This window comes from Flavobacterium cerinum, assembly GCF_024496085.1.
GTDB classification, from domain to species: Bacteria; Bacteroidota; Bacteroidia; order Flavobacteriales; family Flavobacteriaceae; genus Flavobacterium; species Flavobacterium cerinum_A.
Window position 1 is genome coordinate 1,094,928 of sequence record NZ_CP101751.1, and the last position, 20,780, is coordinate 1,115,707.

Genomic DNA, 20,780 nt, shown 5'->3' on the forward strand with positions numbered 1-20,780 from the left:
ATAAAAGAAGACTAATGGCTATAACATCATTTAACAACATATTACAATGGTTTTTACAAGGTAAAAAACCAACTCAGTCACAATTTGAAGCAACATTCCGGTCTTTTTGGCACAAGGAAGAAATCATTCCGGCCAATAAAATCGAAGGCTTAGAGCAGGCGCTTAACCAAAAAGCAGAGCAAGCACAGTTTACAGAACATCTTAATGATTTGAATACACACGCTGTTTTGTTTGCCGCTAAGGAAAATACCGGAGATAAACAAAATAATCTTACACCGGATAATAAAGGAGTTAAATTCCCGACAGTTGATGCTGTGAATGGCGCTATTGGTGATATCAATAAAGCTATTGTTATCATTAACGGACAGCTGGTATAATTAGGAACATATCGGATTATGCGGAATTAACGAAGACTTAAAATCAAAATACTTTTATATGGCAACTTTATCAGAAATAAAAGCCTGGTTTAAAACCGGATTAAAACCATCTCAATTTCAATTTTGGTTGGCATGGGATTCGTTTTGGCATAAAGAAGAGGGAATTCCGCAAGCGAATATTCTGGATCTTGAAACGGATCTTTCTAACAAAGCAAATCAGAATGGCGGTAATGTTTTTACCGGAAAACAAACGATAGAAGGTAATCTGGAATTAAAAGGTACTGTAAAACAGCTGTTTGAAAGCTATATTCGTTATGGTGAACCGGAACTGGATAGTATGTATTTCGATGAAAGTAATCTTATGCCGGAATACCCGCAATTTGACAATCTGTTCTTTTTTACCGTTGCTCCGGATAGTTTTGATATTAATATACAAAGTGAAACGATTACGGTTCGGTTATTGGTTGATGGTAATTTCGGAGATTACGTTTTTACTAAGAATGAATCTTTTGGTACAACAACCGGCTACGGACCGATGTGGACAATGCCGGCATTAACCGGCTATACTTCTATTTCTTTAGAAGGGGCATATGTAAGTCAAATAGCGCCTAGCATCGTTAAATTAAACCTACCCGCTGATAAGGATGGTATGGGGAAATTTCTATATAATAATGTCGTTCAGGTACAGCCAAACGGAACGCTTAAAGCCGTGGTACCAACAATACCCGATATTAGAGAGGTACTCGCAATCAGTGGTAACAGCATTAATACAGCTATCAATTTTTGGTCCGGCGACGGCCTGACTCGTAATATTGTCAGCGGAAGAGGCTCCTTTATCGGTTATAATGTGTATGATAACGATTGGAATGGTCGGTTTGGATCGTATACAGTAGACGGAATGCACTTTAATACCTATCCTAATAATCCGACTTATAAATATGATGTGGAGGTAGTGCCTAATAAAACACAGGCTAATACAAATAAAGTTGAGGTGGTATTACCCAAAAAAGACGGTCACTTACCGGTTAAATCGGAACTGCCGGCTTTGATGCATCGAACAATCGCTACCACGGCGACAGCATTAAACGATCAGCAATTACTCGCCTTAATAACACCGTTAGATAATACCGGCGGCGATTATAAAGCCTTACATACAACATTGGTTTATAATGGTACTGCAAATGCAACCTGGATGATTCCGGTAGAAAGTTTTGGCAGTTATCGTTATACCATTATCAATAACACCGGATATGCCATAACAATTAACAGAGCCGGTATAACAACATTTTGGATTGGAGGGGTGTCCAATACTTCAGTCACGATTCCGGCAAACGGATGGGCGGAGATTGTGGGTAGTGAAAAAGAAAACAGATTCTATTTCAGGATTTTTTAAAAAAGGAGCTACAATCGTAAAAAACAGGATTAAAAACGGAATATTAATCGGAAAACCAGTAGAAAAAGAATGGGAACAATTGCAGATAAATTAACCTATTTAGGTCAGACCAAATCGGAAATAAGGGATGCTATCCTATCAAAAGGGGTGACTGTTCCTACTGATACGACTTTTCGGGAGTATGCCGGAAAAATCCGTGAAATACAAGCTGAAAACGAAGGAGAAGACCCGAATGTATGGACGCGCCCTGATGATTGGCTGCCGATCAAACATAAAGTGGCTGTCGGAGATCAGAAGTTTGTAGGATTACACGCGATATTGGAAGACAGTAACTTTATTTCGCTTTCGGCTACCGGAAATTACACGGTGGATTGGGGGGATGGTGTCGTTGAAAATTTTGCTTCCGGTGTTCAGGCGGATCATATATATTCATACGATATTTTCCCGGGAACAGAAACTACCGGAGGTTACCGTCAGGCTATTGTAACGGTTATACCACAAGCCGGACACAATTTGACAGGCCTTAATTTACAGAGTAAACACCGTCAGACCGGATTGAATATGTTTTACAGTACCGGATGGCTGGATATCAAAATAAGCAGTCAATACATTGCCAATCTTATTGTTGGCGGAACAACGGTCACTCATGGTTATTTAGAAGCGTTTTACTTGGCTGGAAGCAATTTAATAACAGATTATACTAAGCTTTTTTCAATGTGTAGAGTCTTGGAATCTGTATTATTTGATGATACTTCAAAAGGGACAACTTTTAGTTTTATGTTTGAAAGTTGTGCAGCTTTGAAAACCATTGCGTTACCGGATACTTCAAAAGGCGGAAGTTTTAATTATATGTTTACCGGATGTAATGCCCTGAGTACTATTTTGTCGTTAGATACTTCAAGCGGAGTTAATTTTAACTACATGTTTGTAGGTTGCGGATCTTTAACAACAGTGCCGTTATTAAATACATCCAATGGGATATACTTCAATAATATGTTTGACAGCTGTACGAAGTTGCGAAATATACCTCAGTTCGATACCGCAAAAGGGATCTATTTTGAATATATGTTTGCTTCATGTAGTTCTTTAAAAACCATTCCGTTATTGAATACAGCAAACGGATTAGGTTTTAACGGGATGTTTATGGCCTGCCGCTCGTTGCAAAGCATTCCGTTATTAAATACATCAAAAGGAACACGTTTTAGCGGGATGTTTTTTTCCTGTAATAATTTGAAAAGAGTTCCCTTATTGGACACGTCAAGCGGAACAAATTTTGGAAATATGTTCGAAGGATGCGGCTCTTTAAAAACAGTCCCTTTATTAAATACTTCGAAAGGAACCGTTTTCGTGTCAATGTTTATGTCATGCGGCTCATTACAAATAATCCCGTTATTGGATACCTCAAACGGAAGCGATTTTTCCGGTATGTTTTTATACTGTTCTATTTTGCAAAATGTACCGAGGTTAAATGTCGCTAACGGAACAAAATTTAATGAAATGTTCAGTTATTGCAGATCATTAAGTAAGGCCACATTACGAGGTCTCAAAAATGCAATTTCCTACGAAAATTGTAAAATTTCACATACTGCCCTGGTCGATATTTTTAACAATTTAGGATCAGGCGTAACAGCAACAACGATCACCATAACCAATAATTGGGGCACATCATTATTAACAGCACAAGAACGGGCTATTGCCACCGATAAAGGCTGGACAATCATAGGATAAAAGCCAAACGAACAATAGGAATCATTATAGTGAAAACAACCTGCCTCTTGAGGTAGCGGATTCCTATTGCATAATAATTTTATAAAATACAAGCATAATATGGCAACACCATTTTACAATATACTGCAATGGTTCTTACAAGGTAAGAAACCGACGCAGTCCAATTTTGAAGAAACATTTCGATCATTTTGGCACAAAGAAGAAGCGATACCAACGAATACAATCGAAGGATTAGATCAGATATTGAACCAAAAAACAGATAAAACGGCATTTGGAACACATCTTACTGATGAACAGGCTCATACTGTTCTGTTTGTATCTAAAGAAAACACTGGAAACAAACAAAATAGTCTGACGCCGGATAATACAGGAACCAAGTTTCCTACGGTGGATGCTGTAAATGGCGCTATTACGACAATAGGAAATGCGATTGATGTGATTAACGGACAAATAGTATAATAAAATGGGAACAATTGCAGATAAATTAACCTATTTAGGGCAGACCAAATCGGAAATACGGGATGCTATCATTTCAAAAGGGGTGAGTGTTCCGGCGAATACCACTTTTCGGGAATATGCCGGAAAAATACGGGCAATAGGAGCCGGAAGCGAAGGAGAAGAACCGGATGTATGGAAGCGCCCCGGCGATTGGTTGCCGATAGAGAGTAAAGTAGTAGCCGGCGATCATAAGTTTGTAGGGTTATACGCAATATTTGAAGAAGGAAATTTTATTTCACTTTCGGCTACCGGAAATTATACGGTAGACTGGGGCGATGGTGTAGTTGAAAATTTTGCTTCCGGTGTTCAGGCGGATCATAGCTATTCATACGATGCTTTTCCGGGTACGGAGAGTACTGAGGGTTACCGACAGGCTGTTGTAACGGTTACTCCACAAGCCGGACAAAATCTGACCGGTATCAATTTACAGTGCCAACACCGCCAGTCCGGATTGAATATTATTTACAGCACCGGATGGCTGGATATCCGAATAAGCGGAGAAAATATAGTAAACCTAAGTGTAGGCGGATCTACATCAAACCATAGGTATTTACAAGCATTTTGCTTTTTGGGGAAGAATGGAATAACCGATTTTAATCGTCTGTTTTCTGGATGCTATGACTTGCAATTCGTCCCGTTATTTGATACTTCAAAAGGAAAAGACTTTAGTTATATGTTCCAGTTGTGTTCATTACTACAGTCGGTTCCGTTATTGGATACAGCCGGAGGAACCGATTTTAGCTATATGTTTCAGGGATGTTCATTATTACAGTCGGTTCCGTTATTCGATACTTCCAACGGGACTAATTTTAGCTATATGTTTATTTCATGTTATAAGTTAAAATCTATTCCGCTGTTCAATACGGGCAAAGGAACGAGTTTCCGTTACATGCTTTCATCGTGTTATGCTATAAAATCAACGCCCTTATTGGATACCTCAAACGGGACTAATTTTAGTTATATGTTTTCAGCGTGTTATGCACTGGAAAATATTCCGGTATATAATACCTCAAAAGGAGCTTATTTTAATTACATGTTTCAAAGTTGTATTTCTTTAAAGAGTATTGCTTTATCTGATACTTCAAAAGGGGTTAATTTCGGAAATATGTTCCAGGGTTGTACTTTGCTGAAAACAGGGCCGATAATGAACACATCAAACGGAACCGATTTCAGAAACCTGTTTTACAGCTGCCCGACTTTACAATCAATTCCGTTTTACGACACTTCTAAAGGAACAAATTTTAATTATACTTTCGGAAGTTGCCCATCACTGAAAACGATTCCGTTGCTGAATACTTCGAACGGGACTACTTTTATCGGAATGTTTTCATTCTCGAACATGTTACGTACGATTCCTTTACTGGATACTTCAAAAGGAGCCGATTTCAGTACGATGTTTACAGGATGTTATACCTTAGAAACACTTCCGTCATTGAATATTTCAAACGGAACGACATTGACTGGTATGCTGACCAATTGCGGAGCACTGAGCAAAGCACCTTTTTCAGGAACGAAAAATTCGATTTCATATGAGAATTGTAAACTTTCCCGAACAGCCTTGGTTGATGTTTTTAACAAATTAGCATCGGGCGTAACGGCTAAAACGATAACCATAACCAATAACTGGGGCGCACCGTTACTAACTGCGCAGGAACGAGCTATTGCCACCAATAAAGGCTGGACAATTATAGGATAAAACCGCACCGGATAATCCGAATCATTTAATGGAAATAACCTGCCTCCGGTTAAGGTAGCGGATCCCTATTGCCTAATAATTTTGATCAAATACAAACAGAATATGGTAACACCACTTTACAACATATTGCAATGGTTCTTACAAGGTAAGAAACCGACGCAGTCCAATTTTGAAGAAACATTCCGATCTTTTTGGCATAAAGAAGAAGCAATACCGACAGCTAAAATTGAAGGATTGGATCTGACACTAAACCAAAAAACGGATAAAACAGCATTTGGAGCACATCTTACTGATGAGCAGGCTCATACTGTTCTGTTTGCGGCTAAAGAAAATAGTGGAAACAAACAAAATAGTCTGGCATCAGACAATACAGGAACAAAGTTCCCTACGGTGGATGCTGTAAATGGCGCAATAGTGACGATCGGTGATGCGATTGATGCAATTAACGGGCAAATAGTATAATGAAATGGGAACAATTGCAGATAAATTAACCTATTTAGGTCAAACGAAAGCCGAAATACGAGATGCGATCGTCAAAAAAGGAGTTGCAGTTACTCCCGAAACGACCTTTCGGGAGTATGCCGGTAAAATACTTGAAATAAATGCGGAGGGTAACGGAAATGATCCGCTGGACTGGATCCGTCCAACCGACTGGCTTCGGATAGAGGACAGCGTAACAACCGGTGATCAGAAATTCGTCGGATTACATGCAATATCGGAAGATAGTAATTTTATTTCCTTTACTGCTACAGCCGATTATACGGTAGATTGGGGAGATGGAGTCGTGGAGAATTTTACTTCAGGAACTCAGGCGTCACATATTTATTCGTACAACTCTTTTCCGGGAACAGAAACGGCTACAGGTTACCGGCAAGCTATTGTCACGATTACACCACAAAACGGACAAAATCTTACCAGTATCAATTTACAAAAAAGACACCGACAGCCTTTACTAACGTACTACAGTACCGGATGGATGGATATTAGAATGAGCGGGCCGAAAATGACAAGTCTTGTTATTGGCGGTTCCTTAATGTATCACGGATTATTAGAAGCGTTTTGTTTTTTAGGAAACAATGAAATAACCAGCTTCCGAAGAGCCTTTTATGCCTGTCCGGTATTAGAATCCGTTATATTGGAAGACACTTCTAATGCGATTGATTTCGGTTATATGTTTGCGTCCTGTAAAGCATTGGCAAAAATCCCTTTGTTTAATACTTCAAAAGGAGAGGATTTCGGTTATATGTTTCAGGCTTGTACGTCTTTACAAAAGGTACCCGCGTTTGATACTTCCAACGGAAATAGTTTCAGCAGCATGTTTGCTACTTGTAACGCCTTAAAAACAATTCCGGAATTGAATACGGCTAACGGAAGAAGTTTTAGCGGTATGTTTTTAGAATGTACAGCATTACGAACGGTTCCGTTATTAGATACTTCCAAAGGAACGGAATTCAGGAGCATGTTTTTAGGATGTACACTTTTACGCAATATTCCGCCTTTAGACACAACCAGTGGGATTGAATTTATAAGTATGTTTTCATCCTGTGTGGTATTACGAACAATACCGGTATTGAATACAGCTAAAGGACAGGAATTCAGAAGTATGTTTCATTCCTGCAGCGCATTGGAATCGGTTCCGGTATTAAAAGTAACAGAAGGTACTTTTTTTAACGATATGTTCGCGAATTGCGGATCACTAAGTAAAGCCACATTCTCAGGGACAAAACAATCCATCGCATATGACTCTTGTAAACTTTCCCGTGTTGCTTTAGTCGACATATTTAAAAATATAGCAGCCGGAGTTGTATCTAAAACGATAAACATAACCAACAACTGGGGGGCTCCGTCGCTTACAACAGAAGAAAGAGCCATCGCTACCGACAAAGGGTGGACGATTATAGGATAAAACAAAAATACCCGAATATTTTACCGCAGGTTATCGTCGATCGGAAAGCAACTGATAACGTAATGACATTCGTCTGTTACAAATTTAGTGATCGGTTTAAAACGGAATAAATCTGCGAAAATACCGGAAGATAACCCGTTCCTGTAAGGTGTAAAACGGGAATTTGAAAATTAATAAATACGAACAATTATGGAAAAATTAAAAAACTGGACGCTGTTCGCAGTAGTCATCATTTTAGCTGTTATCGATCAAACAACAGACATCATGCCGTTGTTTTTAAAACAAATTAATGCACCGGAATGGGTAGGGTCTGTTTTAAGAATAGTGGTAGCCGTTTGTGGAGCACTTAAATTACGATTACAGGAGCCGCCGGCAAAGCAAACCAATAGCGAATCCGCATCGACATTGTAACCGAAATAGTAACGGAGAAAGCAAAATCAGTGCTCCGAATTTTTAATTTTTTATCACAACGTGAATAAAAGAAAAACCAGGCCGCCTTCGGAAACCGGATTCAGATAAGGGGAATTCCGGTACAAAAACAAATGGTGGTCAAGCCCTTATAAATAGTAATGTTTATTGAATTAAAGGATAATTATGGCAAGTAAGAATATTTTAAAAGATTGGTTTAAAACGGGTTTGTATCCAACACAATCTCAGTTTTGGGAATGGATGGAAAGCTACTGGCATAAAGATGATATTATCCCACAGGCAAAAATTCAGAATCTTAAAACGGATCTTGATAACAAAGCAGAAAAAGCAGCGCTTGGTGCCCATGCAACAGATGCAAATGCCCATGCTGACTTATTCGCTAAGGCTGCAACACCCTATCGATTTTTACCGGTTTTCCCCACAACTGATACTTCAGAATTACAAATCGAGGAACTTAAAAATGCCACGCTAAATGCCGTGATGTATTTAGGCCAGATCGATATGAATGTAATACAATTGGATCCGGTAACCGGAACGCTGTCGAACTGGGATTTTAGAGCAAACACACAATATATAATACTTTATACAAAACGATAGTATGAAAATCAATGAACAAGGTAAAACAATTAAGACAGGAGATGAAGTAATAAATACGGAGTTTCGTGGTGGTATAAGTGCTACAACTGTTATGCAGGTTCCTGAGGATTCTGAAGCTCATTTATTACCCAATATTGAGCTTAAGAGACGTATTCGTTTTAATCCGGAAACGGGAAAGTTCGAGGGACATAATGGAACCGAATGGACAGCACTTGGATTTGATCAGCAATTAAAAAATGCAGTTGACTTCCTAACAGGGGAAGTGACGAATAAAGCGGATCTTGTAGATGGAAAAATCCCGCTTTCACAAATTAACGACGCTCTGGTTGGAGCAGTTAATTATCAGGGAACGTATGATGCAGCAACCAATAGTCCGGCTTTACCGGTTGCATCGGCTAATAAAGGAAAATACTGGGTAGTAAATGTAGTAGGAACACAACAGGGTGAAAATTTTAAAATTGGTGACTGGGTTATTTCTAATGGTGTTAATTGGGGACGTGTACCGAAAGCATTAGACGTAGATAGCACACCAACTGTAGGAAGCAATAATGCTATTTCGAGTGGCGGTGTTGCTACAGCATTGGCTGCAAAGGCGAATACTGTTGAGGTACAGACCGGATTGGATACTAAAGCAAATTTAGTGTATGTAAATGCAGGGTTACTGACCAAAGCGGATATAACGGATCTAAACCTAAAGGCGAATATAACCGACTTGAATTTAAAGGCAAACACAATTGATGTTGATAACAAGTTAACATTAAAAGCGAGTATCGCCGACTTAAATTTAAAAGCAAACATTCTTGATGTCGATGCAAAATTATCGGAAAAGATTGGCGCTGTTGAATTAGAAGAAGGTCTGGCAATCAAAGCAAATAAGGATGATTTAACATCCGGATTGGCAACTAAAGCGAGTATCGCCGACTTAAATTTAAAAGCAAACATTCTTGATGTTGATGCGAAATTATCGGAAAAGATCGGTGTTGTCGAATTGGAAGAAGGTCTGGCAATCAAAGCAAATAAGGATGATTTAACATCCGGATTGGCAACTAAAGCGAGTATTGCTGATTTGAATTTAAAGGCAAACGCTATTGATGTTGATAACAAGTTAACATTAAAAGCGAGTATCGCCGACTTAAATTTAAAAGCAAACATTCTTGATGTTGATGCGAAATTATCGGAAAAGATCGGTGTTGTCGAATTGGAAGAAGGTCTGGCAATCAAAGCAAATAAGGATGATTTAACATCCGGATTGGCAACTAAAGCGAATATCGCTGATTTGAATTTAAAGGCAAACGCTATTGATGTTGATAACAAGTTAACATTAAAAGCGAGTATCGCCGACTTAAATTTAAAAGCAAACATTCTTGATGTTGATGCGAAATTATCGGAAAAGATCGGTGTTGTCGAATTGGAAGAAGGTCTGGCAATCAAAGCAAATAAGGATGATTTAACATCCGGATTGGCAACTAAAGCGAGTATCGCTGATTTGAATTTAAAGGCAAACACAATTGATGTTGATAACAAGCTGACATTAAAAGCGAGTATCGCCGACTTAAATTTAAAAGCAAACATTCTTGATGTCGATGCAAAATTATCGGAAAAGATTGGCGCTGTTGAATTAGAAGAAGGTCTGGCAATCAAAGCAAATAAGGATGATTTAACATCCGGATTGGCAACTAAAGCGAGTATCGCCGACTTAAATTTAAAAGCAAACATTCTTGATGTTGATGCAAAATTATCGGAAAAGATCGGCGCTGTTGAGTTAGAAGAAGGTTTAGCTATAAAAGCGAATGCCAGTGATGTTGATAACAAGTTTGCCGCAACATCAATTATTATCGAAGACGGTTTAGCTGCAAAAGCAAATAAAACGGATTTAGCTTCCGGCTTAGCGACTAAAGCAAACATAACGGATTTAAATCTAAAAGCGAATATAACTGACCTGAACTTAAAAGCTAATATTCTTGATGTCGATGCGAAATTATCGGAAAAGATCGGCGCTGTTGAGTTAGAAGAAGGTTTAGCTATAAAAGCGAATGCGAGTGATGTTGATAATAAGTTTGCAGCAACATCAATTATTATCGAAGACGGTTTAGCTGCAAAAGCAAATAAAACGGACTTAACTTCCGGCTTAGCGACTAAAGCTAACGTAACGGATTTAAATCTAAAAGCGAATATAACCGACTTAAATTTAAAGGCAAACGTTATCGATGTTGATAACAAGTTAGCTTTAAAAGCCTCGATAACAGACGTTGATACGAAATTATCAGTAAAAGCGAATGTTCTTGAAGTTAATGCCCAATTAGCCGAAAAAGTTAGCTTAACAGAACTGGAGGAAGGTTTAGCTGAAAAAGCGAATGCGAGTGATGTTGATAACAAGTTTGCCGCAACGTCCATTATTATCGAAGACGGTTTAGCTGCAAAAGCAAATAAAACGGATTTAACTTCCGGCCTAGCAACTAAAGCAAACGTTACAGATTTAAATCTAAAAGCGAATATAGCCGACTTGGATTTAAAGGCGAATACAATTGATTTAACATCCGGATTGGCAACTAAAGCGAGTATCGCCGACTTAAATTTAAAAGCAAACATTCTTGATGTTGATGCGAAATTATCGGAAAAGATCGGTGCTGTTGAGTTAGAAGAAGGTTTAGCTATAAAAGCGAATGCGAGTGATGTTGATAACAAGTTTGCCGCAACGTCAATTATTATCGAAGACGGTTTAGCTACAAAAGCAAATAAAACGGATTTAGCTTCCGGCTTAGCGACTAAAGCAAACGTTACAGATTTAAATCTAAAAGCGAATATAACCGACTTAAATTTAAAAGCAAACATTCTTGATGTTGATGCGAAATTATCGGAAAAGATCGGTGTTGTCGAATTAGAGGAAGGTTTAGCTATAAAAGCGAATGCGAGTGATGTTGATAACAAGTTTGCCGCAACGTCAATTATTATCGAAGACGGTTTAGCTGCAAAAGCAAATAAAGCGGACTTAACTTCCGGCTTAGCGACTAAAGCAAACATAACAGACTTAAATCTAAAAGCGAATATAGCCGACTTGGATTTAAAGGCGAATACAATTGATTTAACATCCGGATTGGCAACTAAAGCGAGTATCGCTGATTTGAATTTAAAGGCAAACACAATTGATGTTGATAACAAGCTGACATTAAAAGCGAGTATCGCCGACTTAAATTTAAAAGCAAACATTCTTGATGTCGATGCAAAATTATCGGAAAAGATTGGCGCTGTTGAACTGGAAGAAGGTCTGGCAATCAAAGCAAATAAGGATGATTTAACATCCGGATTGGCAACTAAAGCGAGTATCGCTGATTTGAATTTAAAGGCAAACACAATTGATGTTGATAACAAGCTGACATTAAAAGCGAGTATCGCCGACTTAAATTTAAAAGCAAACATTCTTGATGTTGATGCAAAATTATCGGAAAAGATTGGCGCAGTTGAATTGGAAGAAGGTCTGGCAATCAAAGCAAATAAGGATGATTTAACATCCGGATTGGCAACTAAAGCGAGTATCGCCGACTTAAATTTAAAAGCAAACATTCTTGATGTTGATGCAAAATTATCGGAAAAGATCGGTGCTGTTGAGTTAGAAGAAGGTTTAGCTATAAAAGCGAATGCGAGTGATGTTGATAACAAGTTTGCCGCAACATCAATTATTATCGAAGACGGTTTAGCTGCAAAAGCAAATAAAACGGACTTAACTTCCGGCTTAGCGACTAAAGCAAACGTAACGGATTTAAATCTAAAAGCGAATATAACCGACCTGAACTTAAAAGCAAACATTCTTGATGTTGATGCAAAATTATCGGAAAAGATCGGTGCTGTTGAGTTAGAAGAAGGTTTAGCTATAAAAGCGAATGCGAGTGATGTTGATAACAAGTTTGCCGCAACGTCCATTATTATCGAAGACGGTTTAGCTGCAAAAGCAAATAAAACGGACTTAACTTCCGGCTTAGCGACTAAGGCAAATGTTACCGATTTAAATTTAAAAGCGAATATAACCGACTTAAATTTAAAGGCAAACGTTATCGATGTTGATAACAAGCTAGCCTTAAAAGCAAGTATAACGGATGTTGATACTAAGTTGGCAAGTAAAATCAGTGCCGTTCAATTAGAGGAAGGTTTAGCTGAAAAAGCAGATAAAGAGGATTTAGTTACAAGTTTGACTATGAAAGCTAACGTAGCGGATCTGAATGCAGGATTAGCTACCAAAGCGAATGTAACGGATTTGAATGCTAAAGCGAACATAACCGACTTAAATCTAAAAGCCAACGCATTCGATGTTGATGTAAAATTAGCGACAAAAGTAAGCGCAACGGAATTCAGTGAAGGCCTTGCTTTAAAAGCAGATACTGCGGATATGAATACAAAATTATCCGCAAAAGCAAATGTAACCGATCTGAACGCAAAAGCCAATACAGTTGATGTTGATAACAAATTAGCGACAAAAGTAAGCGCAACGGAATTCAGTGAAGGTCTGGCTTTAAAAGCAGATACTACGGATATGAATACAAAATTATCCGCAAAAGCCAATGTAACCGATCTGAATGCAAAAGCGAATACGGTTGATGTTGATAACAAATTAGCAACAAAAATAAGTACAACGGAATTCAGTGAAGGCCTTGCTTTAAAAGCAGATACTGCGGATATGAATACAAAATTATCCGCAAAAGCCAATGTAACCGATCTGAACGCAAAAGCCAATACAGTTGATGTAAATGCAGGGTTAGCCGGGAAAGCGAATGTAGCTGATCTGAACGCAAAAGCGAATACGGTTGATGTAAATGCGGGGTTAGCAGGTAAAGCCAATGTGGCGGATCTGAATGCGAAAGCAAATGCTTATGATGTAGATGTAAAGTTTAATGAAACAATAACCATCATACATGAAGGATTGGCTGAAAAAGCAAATTCATCGGATATGGATTCAAAACTGAATCAAATCAAAGTTGATGTCAGTTCAGGCTTGGCTATTAAAGCAAATACCGCCGATATGAATGCTAAGTTATCGGACAAAGCTAACGTATCCGATCTGAATGCGAAAGCCAATACAGCCGATGTTAATGCCGGATTGGCAATCAAAGCGAATGCTAACGAAGTATATGCCAGATTAGATGGAAAAGCAAATGCGAATGAAGTTGATGCAAGATTCGCCGAAACAACTAACATTCTATATAGTAACCTGGGGTCTAAAGTAGATGCATATGGAACTTTAAATGTTAAAAGAAGCCTTGAATACGGAGAAAATTTAGACGAATATAGAGCAACGGGAATTTATACACAAAATTCTGATGAGGCAGCCAGAACAGGACATAATTACCCTTTAGGCCAGGCCGGTAAGTTAGAAGTAGTCCAAAACTACAAAGACGAAGCAATGTCTTACCAAACCTATCATAGTTATGGAGGGAATAATACCATCTATTATCGGGCCTTTTATAATGGTGACTGGTCATCTTGGAAAGCCATGGGCGGTGGCGGCGGTGGAGATTATCTGCAAAAAAACGGAGATGACATAAAATATGGCAATCTGGGTGTTGAAGGTGTTTTCGCAACTACGAATAAAGATCATGGCCATTCTGTGAGGATAGAAATGACTGGTGACGAGTCTCCGAATATTCAGGGAAGTGATTATGAACAGGGAAAACCTAAAGATATCAGTTTCCAAAGAGAAGGAGGTAATATCGGAATCGGTACGCCGTGGCCGGTAGCAAGGTTAGATGTTAACGGAACGGGTAATTTCTCAGGAGAAGTAAATATCCCTGCTGCCACAACGCGTGGTAGTGCAGTTAACTTAGGACAATTAGGAATTGAACCGGGTGATGAGAATGAAAAAGGATATTTAAAAACCCTTACATTCCGTTATAACGATAAAGATAATGGAAGATATCATGACAGTGATCTGATAGGAGCGAGATTAAAATACATCATCTACTTTAGAAGTGATGATGGGAAAAACTTCAACCCTTATATTCTGGAACCACAAATGTATCAGTTCAACGATAAAGAAGGAATTCTTTCATTCATTATGGCAGAACGAAGTCATCTGATCGTAAATTATATCAAAAGGTATTACTAAAATTTGAAAACCTCACAGCAGATCTAAATCAGCCTGTGAGGTTTTTTTAAGCAAATCATAAGAACCGGATAAACCCTATCCGGAAAGGTCGTTTTGTGTTTTTTTTACTCATTTATGAAATATTGTAATTGACTGAAAACAAATATATTACTTGTTTTTAAACGACAAAATTTACCACTTACTGCAACTACTGAAACCATCGCTCTGAAAACTGTTTTTTCAGGAAAAAAAGAGTGAATTTTGAATTTCAGAATTATAAAAAACAAACACTAAAATTACAATGGAGTCAAAAAAATTACAAGAAATATTCAGTTATCTGGAACAAGTAATTATCTGGCGAATTAATAATCCTGAAAAGGATTTCAATATAGAAGGACCTGGATTTAGTACTAGTGACCATGAAGGCTTTCCACTAGGAGACTATATCTCGGAGAAAAAGCTTGCCCGTCATGAAGTTGTCATTCTCTTACTGGCACTGATGCCAAAATTGGACCCGGCGTTGTTACGACGCATATACCTGGAGGTACCCAATAGCGTATTGTTTGATTTATGTACAACCAATGATAACGGCAGGCTTTTCTTTCCAACTCTCGAAGCAATACAATATATTTTAGGAGGAAGCAGCATCTCAGGCAGATTAGAGGTGCTGAAATATTTTGATGAGTCAAATATATTAATAAAAGAAAATACCGTCAATTTGTTAGGACATGATGAAAATGCAACAAGTAATAAAATAAATATTTCCCAGGAGGCTTTTAACCGTATCCTGTTAGGAGTGGAATTATTGCCGAAAATGAGCAAAGATTTCCCGGCTGAGCAAATACACACCCATAGATCGTGGAATGACCTCATACTTCCCCAAGCCACACTAAACGAACTTCAAAGTATTGAAGCCTGGTACAGTAGCGGACATATACTCATGGAAGAATGGGATATGCAGAAGACTTTAAAACCGGGCTTCAGGGTGCTGTTTTACGGAGATCCGGGGACAGGAAAAACACTGGCGGCCAGCCTTCTGGGGAAATATACAGACCGACCTGTATTTAGAATTGACGTTTCGATGTTGGTGTCTAAATATATCGGAGAAACCGAAAAGCACCTGGCAAAGCTTTTCGATAAAGCAGAAAATAAAAATTGGATTCTGTTTTTTGATGAAGCCGATTCTATTTTCGGAAAACGAACCAATGTTCGCGATGCACATGATAAATATGCTAATCAGGAAGTTTCATACCTCTTACAACGTATCGAAACCTTCTCCGGATTGGTCATATTGGCATCCAACTATAAAAATAATATGGATAAAGCCTTTACGCGACGCTTTCATAGTTGTATCAGATTTAACAGCCCTAGGTATGAAGAGCGTCTGCGTATCTGGCAACAGAATCTGCCGAAACAATTAAATATGGAAGGTATAGATATCGATCAGATAGCGATGCGCTATGAACTTACCGGGTCGAATATCATGAATATTATCCAGGATGTCAGTTTGAAAACAATTGCATCCAAATCGCCCGACTATAGCGTGAGTCAGGATGTCCTACTGGAAAGTATCCAAAAAGAATATTTAAAAGAAGACCGAATATTCGCATAAACTGCTTCGTCAGTTAAATACCTCAAAAAACAACCAAGTGTCTGATTATTGATTTTCAGACAATCCTGTGTTATACAAAGTGTAACGTATAACGTTACACTTTGTATAGCGCAAAATCGTATTGCAAAACCAAGAAAAAATGAATAATAATGAACGCAGAGAAAGAGAGTAATCCGAAGAATGTAGCGCAAAAGAAAGATCAGAAACAGGCAGCGGTTTTGCCTTTTTCACTGCGCGAAACTGAGAATGCGAATTCTCAGACGCAGGACCCCGACGGAGCGATAAAAGAAGCTTCTGTTGAGGGCAAAAGCCCGTTGACCGGTAGCGATAATGTTCCGGTTGTTCACGGTTCCGATCCCGCTTATTCCGACGGTTCCGAAAAAATGCACCGCGAACTTCAATCCAGCCTTGAAAAAACGGGCGGACTAGACCATCCGGAAACAAAACAGGCTGAGAAGGACTATAAAAGTACGTTGGGAATTAGTGAATTAAGAAATTATAATGATATTAAGTCCGGTACCTATATTCCGAAAAACCCGGAAGCAAAGGTAGCGGAAACGACAGTATCGGCTCCGGTAACCAAAAATGATGGAAAAATTGCAGACAAAACAGTTGCGCCTGTTGAAACTGCGGTAACTCCGGAAGCAGTTGGAAATCAGGTTGCCGTAGATAAAACGGTAGAGCAGCAACCGCCGGCTGAAGGAAAACAGGATGTTGCGCCGGCAGTACAACCTAAAAAGCAAACAACACCATCGCCGGCTGCAACTTCAAAAGGAGAAGCTGTAAAACCGGCTAAAGAAACAAAACAAGTAAAAATTTCAAATACAGGTAAGCCGGGTGATCTTCTGACGGATTTATCGAATACATCTGCAACTGAATTGGCTCGGAACTTTAATGCCGTTCAAAAAGCAAGTGCAGGAGCCTTGAATAATCAGAATAAAGAAGCGGAAAATAGCCAGCCAAAACTAAATGAAGCTCAGGGAAGTGCTTTTAGTGATAAGGCGAAAAATAATAAGAATAAGAACAATAAGAATAAAAATAGTTCCAAATCAAAAACGGCTAAAAAGACGGTTAAAGCTGCTGCTCCGAAAAAAGCGTCGAAAGACATAGCATTCCCGGAAAAAGAACCGTTGAAAAAAACAACATATTCGTTTCAAACAGGTGGCGACAAAAAAGCACCGATTGATAAACAGGCAAAAAGTCAATTTGACGCGGTACGTTTAAATACATCCGGAATTCCGACAAGAATGAAGGAAAATGCGAATCTGGAGCTTACGGGTGACGCATCTGTTGAGCATTTAGCAATTGAACAAAATGATGCAAGTCACGATGTTAGTAGTAAAAAGAATCACGCGGAACAGGATATTCAAAAAGACTACGGTGAGCATGATATCATCAAAAAACCGGGGAATGATATTCTTAAGTCGAAACATAAGTTCAAATCGAAGAATGTTAAAAGTAAACCGGTCAAAGGATTTAAGACCGAAGGATTTGACGCAGAAATGCTCAATGCTCATTTTGACCCTGAAATCCAGACTAAAATCGGAGCAGAAAAGAGTAAGTATGATGCCGCTGAAATAGAGCATGATCAAAAGGTTTTTGCTGAAGAAAAAGCGGCCGAAACAAAAGTTGAAAACGAGAAAAGTAAATCAAAAGAAAGACAGTTAAAATCAGTCAGAGAAGCACAGGGTGATGTCGATAAATCACGACTTGAATGGCAGAATGAATTAGACAAAACGGAATCTGATTTTGCTAAAAAATCGGGCGAACAGGCTAAAACAACCATGGGTAAAATCCAGACGGAAAAAACAGCCGGAGAAGCAAAAGCGCAGGGACATATCAATAAAGCTAATGATGATGCACTGAAAGAAAAACAAAAAGCAGATAGAGACGCAGAAAAGAAAAAAGCGGAAGAGGAAAAATCAAGCGGCGGTTTCTTCGGATGGGTTGCCGACAAGGCTTCAGCATTTATCAATGCGCTTAAAGATGCCCTAAACGTTATTTTTACCAAATTACGTGCAGCGGTTAAAGCTATTTTTGACCTTGCGAAAAAATTAATGCTCGAGGCATTGGAATTCGCCCGAAAAGCAATTGTAAACATTATTAAAGGTTTCGGTGCTCTTCTGAAAAAATTCCTGGATGTTGCTTTAGCAGCTTTCCCGGCTATTCGTGATCGTCTGAAAGCAAAAATCGATCAATTTGTCAATGCTGCTGAAAAATATGTTAATCAAGCATTTGATCAATTTAAAAAAGCGGTAATAGCTATTATGGACTTCCTGGCTTCGGTAGTTGATGCATTACTGGATGCTCTACAGAGTTTCTATGACTTTATTCTTGATGGGATTAATTTTATTGTGTCCGGAATACTGAAAATAATGGAAGGGCTTTACAATTTAGGTGTTTCCGCAGTAATGATGCCGGATAATTTTATGGGTCAGCTTTCTGAAGAATTCTTAGGAATGGATGTAACTAAACCATTGCCTTTTGAAAAAACAGGTATGCCTGAAGGAGGAGGATCTGCATCCGGGTCTGACTCCGAGTACTCTGAATTGTTAGGAAAGAATTCTTATGAAGAAGATGATTTCCATGTCGATCCTGTAACCAGTGATTTGGCATTAAGTCCGGAAATCTTAGCGCAATTACAAAATGGTGACGGCGAGATTCATTTCGGAGAAAATAATAATACAATGGATGGCTTTAAAGAATCTTTCGGTTCATCGGAGCAAACAGAAACTGCTCCGACACAAGGAGGAGAAGGCTTGGATGTTCCTGCTGATCCATATGCTCAGGCCGACTGGTTTATTAAATATCAAAACAGTCAGGCACCTATGGATACTTCGCAAAGCAGTTCCGGAAAAGAAGCGGCTACTGCCAATTCAATGCCGGAAGAGATGAAACTTGTTGGACCATGGACACCAGGTGTTCGTTTGTACTACCTGAAAGAACAAATGTGGGCTGGAATTAAAAAGAACTGGGAAGATAACAAATGGAAATATATTGGGATTGGAGCCGCCATAGTTATTGGAATTACAGCGTTGGCCATTCTGACAGCAGGAGCTATTTTCGCTCTTATTCCACCGGCATTACAGATTTTCGCAGCGATCATGATGGCAGTAGCTATCGCAAAAGCAAGCGGATTCTTCAAAACTTTTATGACCGACGGTTGGGTTGGAAATTTTGCAGCAGCAGCAGTAGCATTGGCACGAGCAATTGTAATTATTTTGGTGGAGTTGATTTTTATTCTTTTATTTGATTCTGCAGCACTGTTTAAAGTGTTGAAAACAGCTGCTAAAGGTGGTGTAAAAGGTGTCGTTAACCTGACTAAGACAGGAATTAAAAGTACGCTTCAAGCAGGTAAGAGTGCTTTTGTCGCTACCGGTAAAGGGTTTGTAAAACAAGCCGGTAAAGTAAAGTTCTTTGTAGAAGGTCTAGGAAAAGGAGTTGCCAAAGGAGCTAAAAGCTTAGACGAACTGGGTGAAGGCTTGGCAAAACGCTTTAAGTTTAAAGGGTTTAAAATCGTTGTAAAAGGGTTTAGATTCAGTCTTTACGGAAGTATCAACCCATGGGTTTTATTAGCCAATGGTGAGGTTAAAAAAGTAAAAAACAATCAGATTACAGGTAGTTCTAAAGTTGGAAGTGTTGTAAAAGTTGGAGGTAATGATGCCATCGTTGTCGGATCTAAAGGAACAATAAAAGATGCATCCAAGTCCGGTTTTGTTGATGATTTGATAAAAGGTATCGATAATTCTAAGCAAGCAGGAAAAGTAGGGGATGAGGTATTTGAAAGTAGTAAAAAAGTCTATGACGAATTACTAGAGGCTAGTAAAGACTCTAAAGGCGTTGTTGGTAAGAATATCGAAGCTGTAGCAGCTAAGATATCTAAAAAAGGAGGAGTGCCACGTAATCCGAATTTTAGGCCAGATTTCTTTAAATTTTTAGAAAGTCAAGGTCTGAAACTCTCTGAAAATGCTAAAAAATTCATTGCAGTACACCATATTGTGCCTAATTCCCTAAAAGGAATTGAAGAAATAGCGGACTTTTTATCTGATATGGGGCATAATATTGATGAGGTTATAAATGCAATTGGACTTCCTAGAATCGATCTAGATCTATTGGATGAAGCAATAAAGGCACTTGATGATAGTATTGATGTTTTAAAAAATACAAAACACGTTGATGAAGTCAAAGAAACTTTAAAATTAGCGGATGATGTTGATATTAATGAACTGAAAAGAATAGTTAAAGAACTAGAAAGTATCAAAGATGCATCTATCCACTCTGTTAAAACGTATCATCCAGGCTATAATGCTATGATGAGTGAAGATATATTGAAGCTAGCAACACAGTTTGATGAATTGATAGAAGCTGGAGTTTCTAAAGCAGCAGCTATAGAAAAGTATAAGCCAATTTTTGATAAATTATTTAATTCAACAATTGATGATCTATTAAACGGAACAATAAAATTATAATT

The 20,780-nt window shown here is 38.5% G+C and carries 12 protein-coding genes; all 12 read left to right on the top strand.

Going from position 1 to position 20,780, the window contains the following annotated elements; all coding sequences use genetic code 11:
• The first annotated feature begins 14 nt into the window (after window positions 1-14).
• The 12 genes from NOX80_RS04915 to NOX80_RS04970 all read left to right on the top strand — a co-directional run bounded on the left by NOX80_RS04915 (window position 15) and on the right by NOX80_RS04970 (window position 20,778).
• Window positions 15-377 carry a hypothetical protein gene (locus tag NOX80_RS04915; RefSeq protein WP_256552207.1) on the top strand — a complete coding sequence of 121 codons (363 nt, stop codon included), beginning with the start codon at window positions 15-17 and terminating at the stop codon, window positions 375-377.
• Window positions 378-435: 58 nt separating this feature from the next.
• Entirely contained in the window at window positions 436-1,770 is a 1,335-nt protein-coding gene (locus NOX80_RS18655) for a hypothetical protein (RefSeq protein ID WP_256552208.1), read from the top strand.
• Between the two features lie 69 nt (window positions 1,771-1,839).
• A complete protein-coding gene (locus NOX80_RS04925) occupies window positions 1,840-3,498 on the top strand; it encodes a BspA family leucine-rich repeat surface protein (protein ID WP_256552209.1) in 1,659 nt (552 codons plus the stop codon).
• Window positions 3,499-3,597: 99 nt separating this feature from the next.
• Complete coding sequence (locus NOX80_RS04930) at window positions 3,598-3,957, top strand: hypothetical protein (protein ID WP_256552210.1); 360 nt, start codon at window positions 3,598-3,600, stop codon at window positions 3,955-3,957.
• A 4-nt stretch (window positions 3,958-3,961) separates the two neighbouring features.
• Complete coding sequence (locus NOX80_RS04935; protein WP_256552211.1) at window positions 3,962-5,692, top strand: BspA family leucine-rich repeat surface protein; 1,731 nt, start codon at window positions 3,962-3,964, stop codon at window positions 5,690-5,692.
• A gap of 102 nt (window positions 5,693-5,794) precedes the next feature.
• Window positions 5,795-6,154 carry a hypothetical protein gene (locus NOX80_RS04940; protein ID WP_256552212.1) on the top strand — a complete coding sequence of 120 codons (360 nt, stop codon included), beginning with the start codon at window positions 5,795-5,797 and terminating at the stop codon, window positions 6,152-6,154.
• Window positions 6,155-6,158: 4 nt separating this feature from the next.
• Window positions 6,159-7,598, top strand: coding sequence for a BspA family leucine-rich repeat surface protein (locus NOX80_RS04945; protein ID WP_256552213.1), 1,440 nt, complete (start codon window positions 6,159-6,161; stop codon window positions 7,596-7,598).
• A gap of 189 nt (window positions 7,599-7,787) precedes the next feature.
• Window positions 7,788-8,009, top strand: coding sequence for a hypothetical protein (locus tag NOX80_RS04950; RefSeq protein WP_256552214.1), 222 nt, complete (start codon window positions 7,788-7,790; stop codon window positions 8,007-8,009).
• Between the two features lie 183 nt (window positions 8,010-8,192).
• Window positions 8,193-8,624, top strand: a complete 432-nt coding sequence (locus NOX80_RS04955) for a hypothetical protein (RefSeq protein ID WP_256552215.1) — start codon at window positions 8,193-8,195, stop codon at window positions 8,622-8,624.
• Between the two features lies 1 nt (window position 8,625).
• Window positions 8,626-14,718 (top strand): hypothetical protein, encoded by a 6,093-nt coding sequence (locus tag NOX80_RS04960; protein WP_256552216.1) that lies wholly within the window; start codon window positions 8,626-8,628, stop codon window positions 14,716-14,718.
• A 280-nt stretch (window positions 14,719-14,998) separates the two neighbouring features.
• Window positions 14,999-16,309: an ATP-binding protein gene (locus NOX80_RS04965; RefSeq protein WP_256552217.1), complete on the top strand. Its 1,311-nt coding sequence runs from the start codon at window positions 14,999-15,001 to the stop codon at window positions 16,307-16,309.
• A gap of 149 nt (window positions 16,310-16,458) precedes the next feature.
• A complete protein-coding gene (locus tag NOX80_RS04970; RefSeq protein WP_256552218.1) occupies window positions 16,459-20,778 on the top strand; it encodes a hypothetical protein in 4,320 nt (1,439 codons plus the stop codon).
• Window positions 20,779-20,780: the final 2 nt, after the last annotated feature.

Excerpts from the sequence above, each read along its gene's own strand:
- NOX80_RS04955 (WP_256552215.1), top strand. The coding sequence starts at position 8,193 with ATGGCAAGTAAGAATATTTTAAAAGATTGGTTTAAAACGGGTTTGTAT.
- NOX80_RS04915 (WP_256552207.1), top strand. The coding sequence starts at position 15 with ATGGCTATAACATCATTTAACAACATATTACAATGGTTTTTACAAGGT.
- NOX80_RS04970 (WP_256552218.1), top strand. The coding sequence starts at position 16,459 with ATGAACGCAGAGAAAGAGAGTAATCCGAAGAATGTAGCGCAAAAGAAA.
- NOX80_RS04940 (WP_256552212.1), top strand. The coding sequence starts at position 5,795 with ATGGTAACACCACTTTACAACATATTGCAATGGTTCTTACAAGGTAAG.
- NOX80_RS04945 (WP_256552213.1), top strand. The coding sequence starts at position 6,159 with ATGGGAACAATTGCAGATAAATTAACCTATTTAGGTCAAACGAAAGCC.
- NOX80_RS04925 (WP_256552209.1), top strand. The coding sequence starts at position 1,840 with ATGGGAACAATTGCAGATAAATTAACCTATTTAGGTCAGACCAAATCG.
- NOX80_RS04950 (WP_256552214.1), top strand. The coding sequence starts at position 7,788 with ATGGAAAAATTAAAAAACTGGACGCTGTTCGCAGTAGTCATCATTTTA.
- NOX80_RS04930 (WP_256552210.1), top strand. The coding sequence starts at position 3,598 with ATGGCAACACCATTTTACAATATACTGCAATGGTTCTTACAAGGTAAG.
- NOX80_RS04935 (WP_256552211.1), top strand. The coding sequence starts at position 3,962 with ATGGGAACAATTGCAGATAAATTAACCTATTTAGGGCAGACCAAATCG.
- NOX80_RS04960 (WP_256552216.1), top strand. The coding sequence starts at position 8,626 with ATGAAAATCAATGAACAAGGTAAAACAATTAAGACAGGAGATGAAGTA.
- NOX80_RS04965 (WP_256552217.1), top strand. The coding sequence starts at position 14,999 with ATGGAGTCAAAAAAATTACAAGAAATATTCAGTTATCTGGAACAAGTA.
- NOX80_RS18655 (WP_256552208.1), top strand. The coding sequence starts at position 436 with ATGGCAACTTTATCAGAAATAAAAGCCTGGTTTAAAACCGGATTAAAA.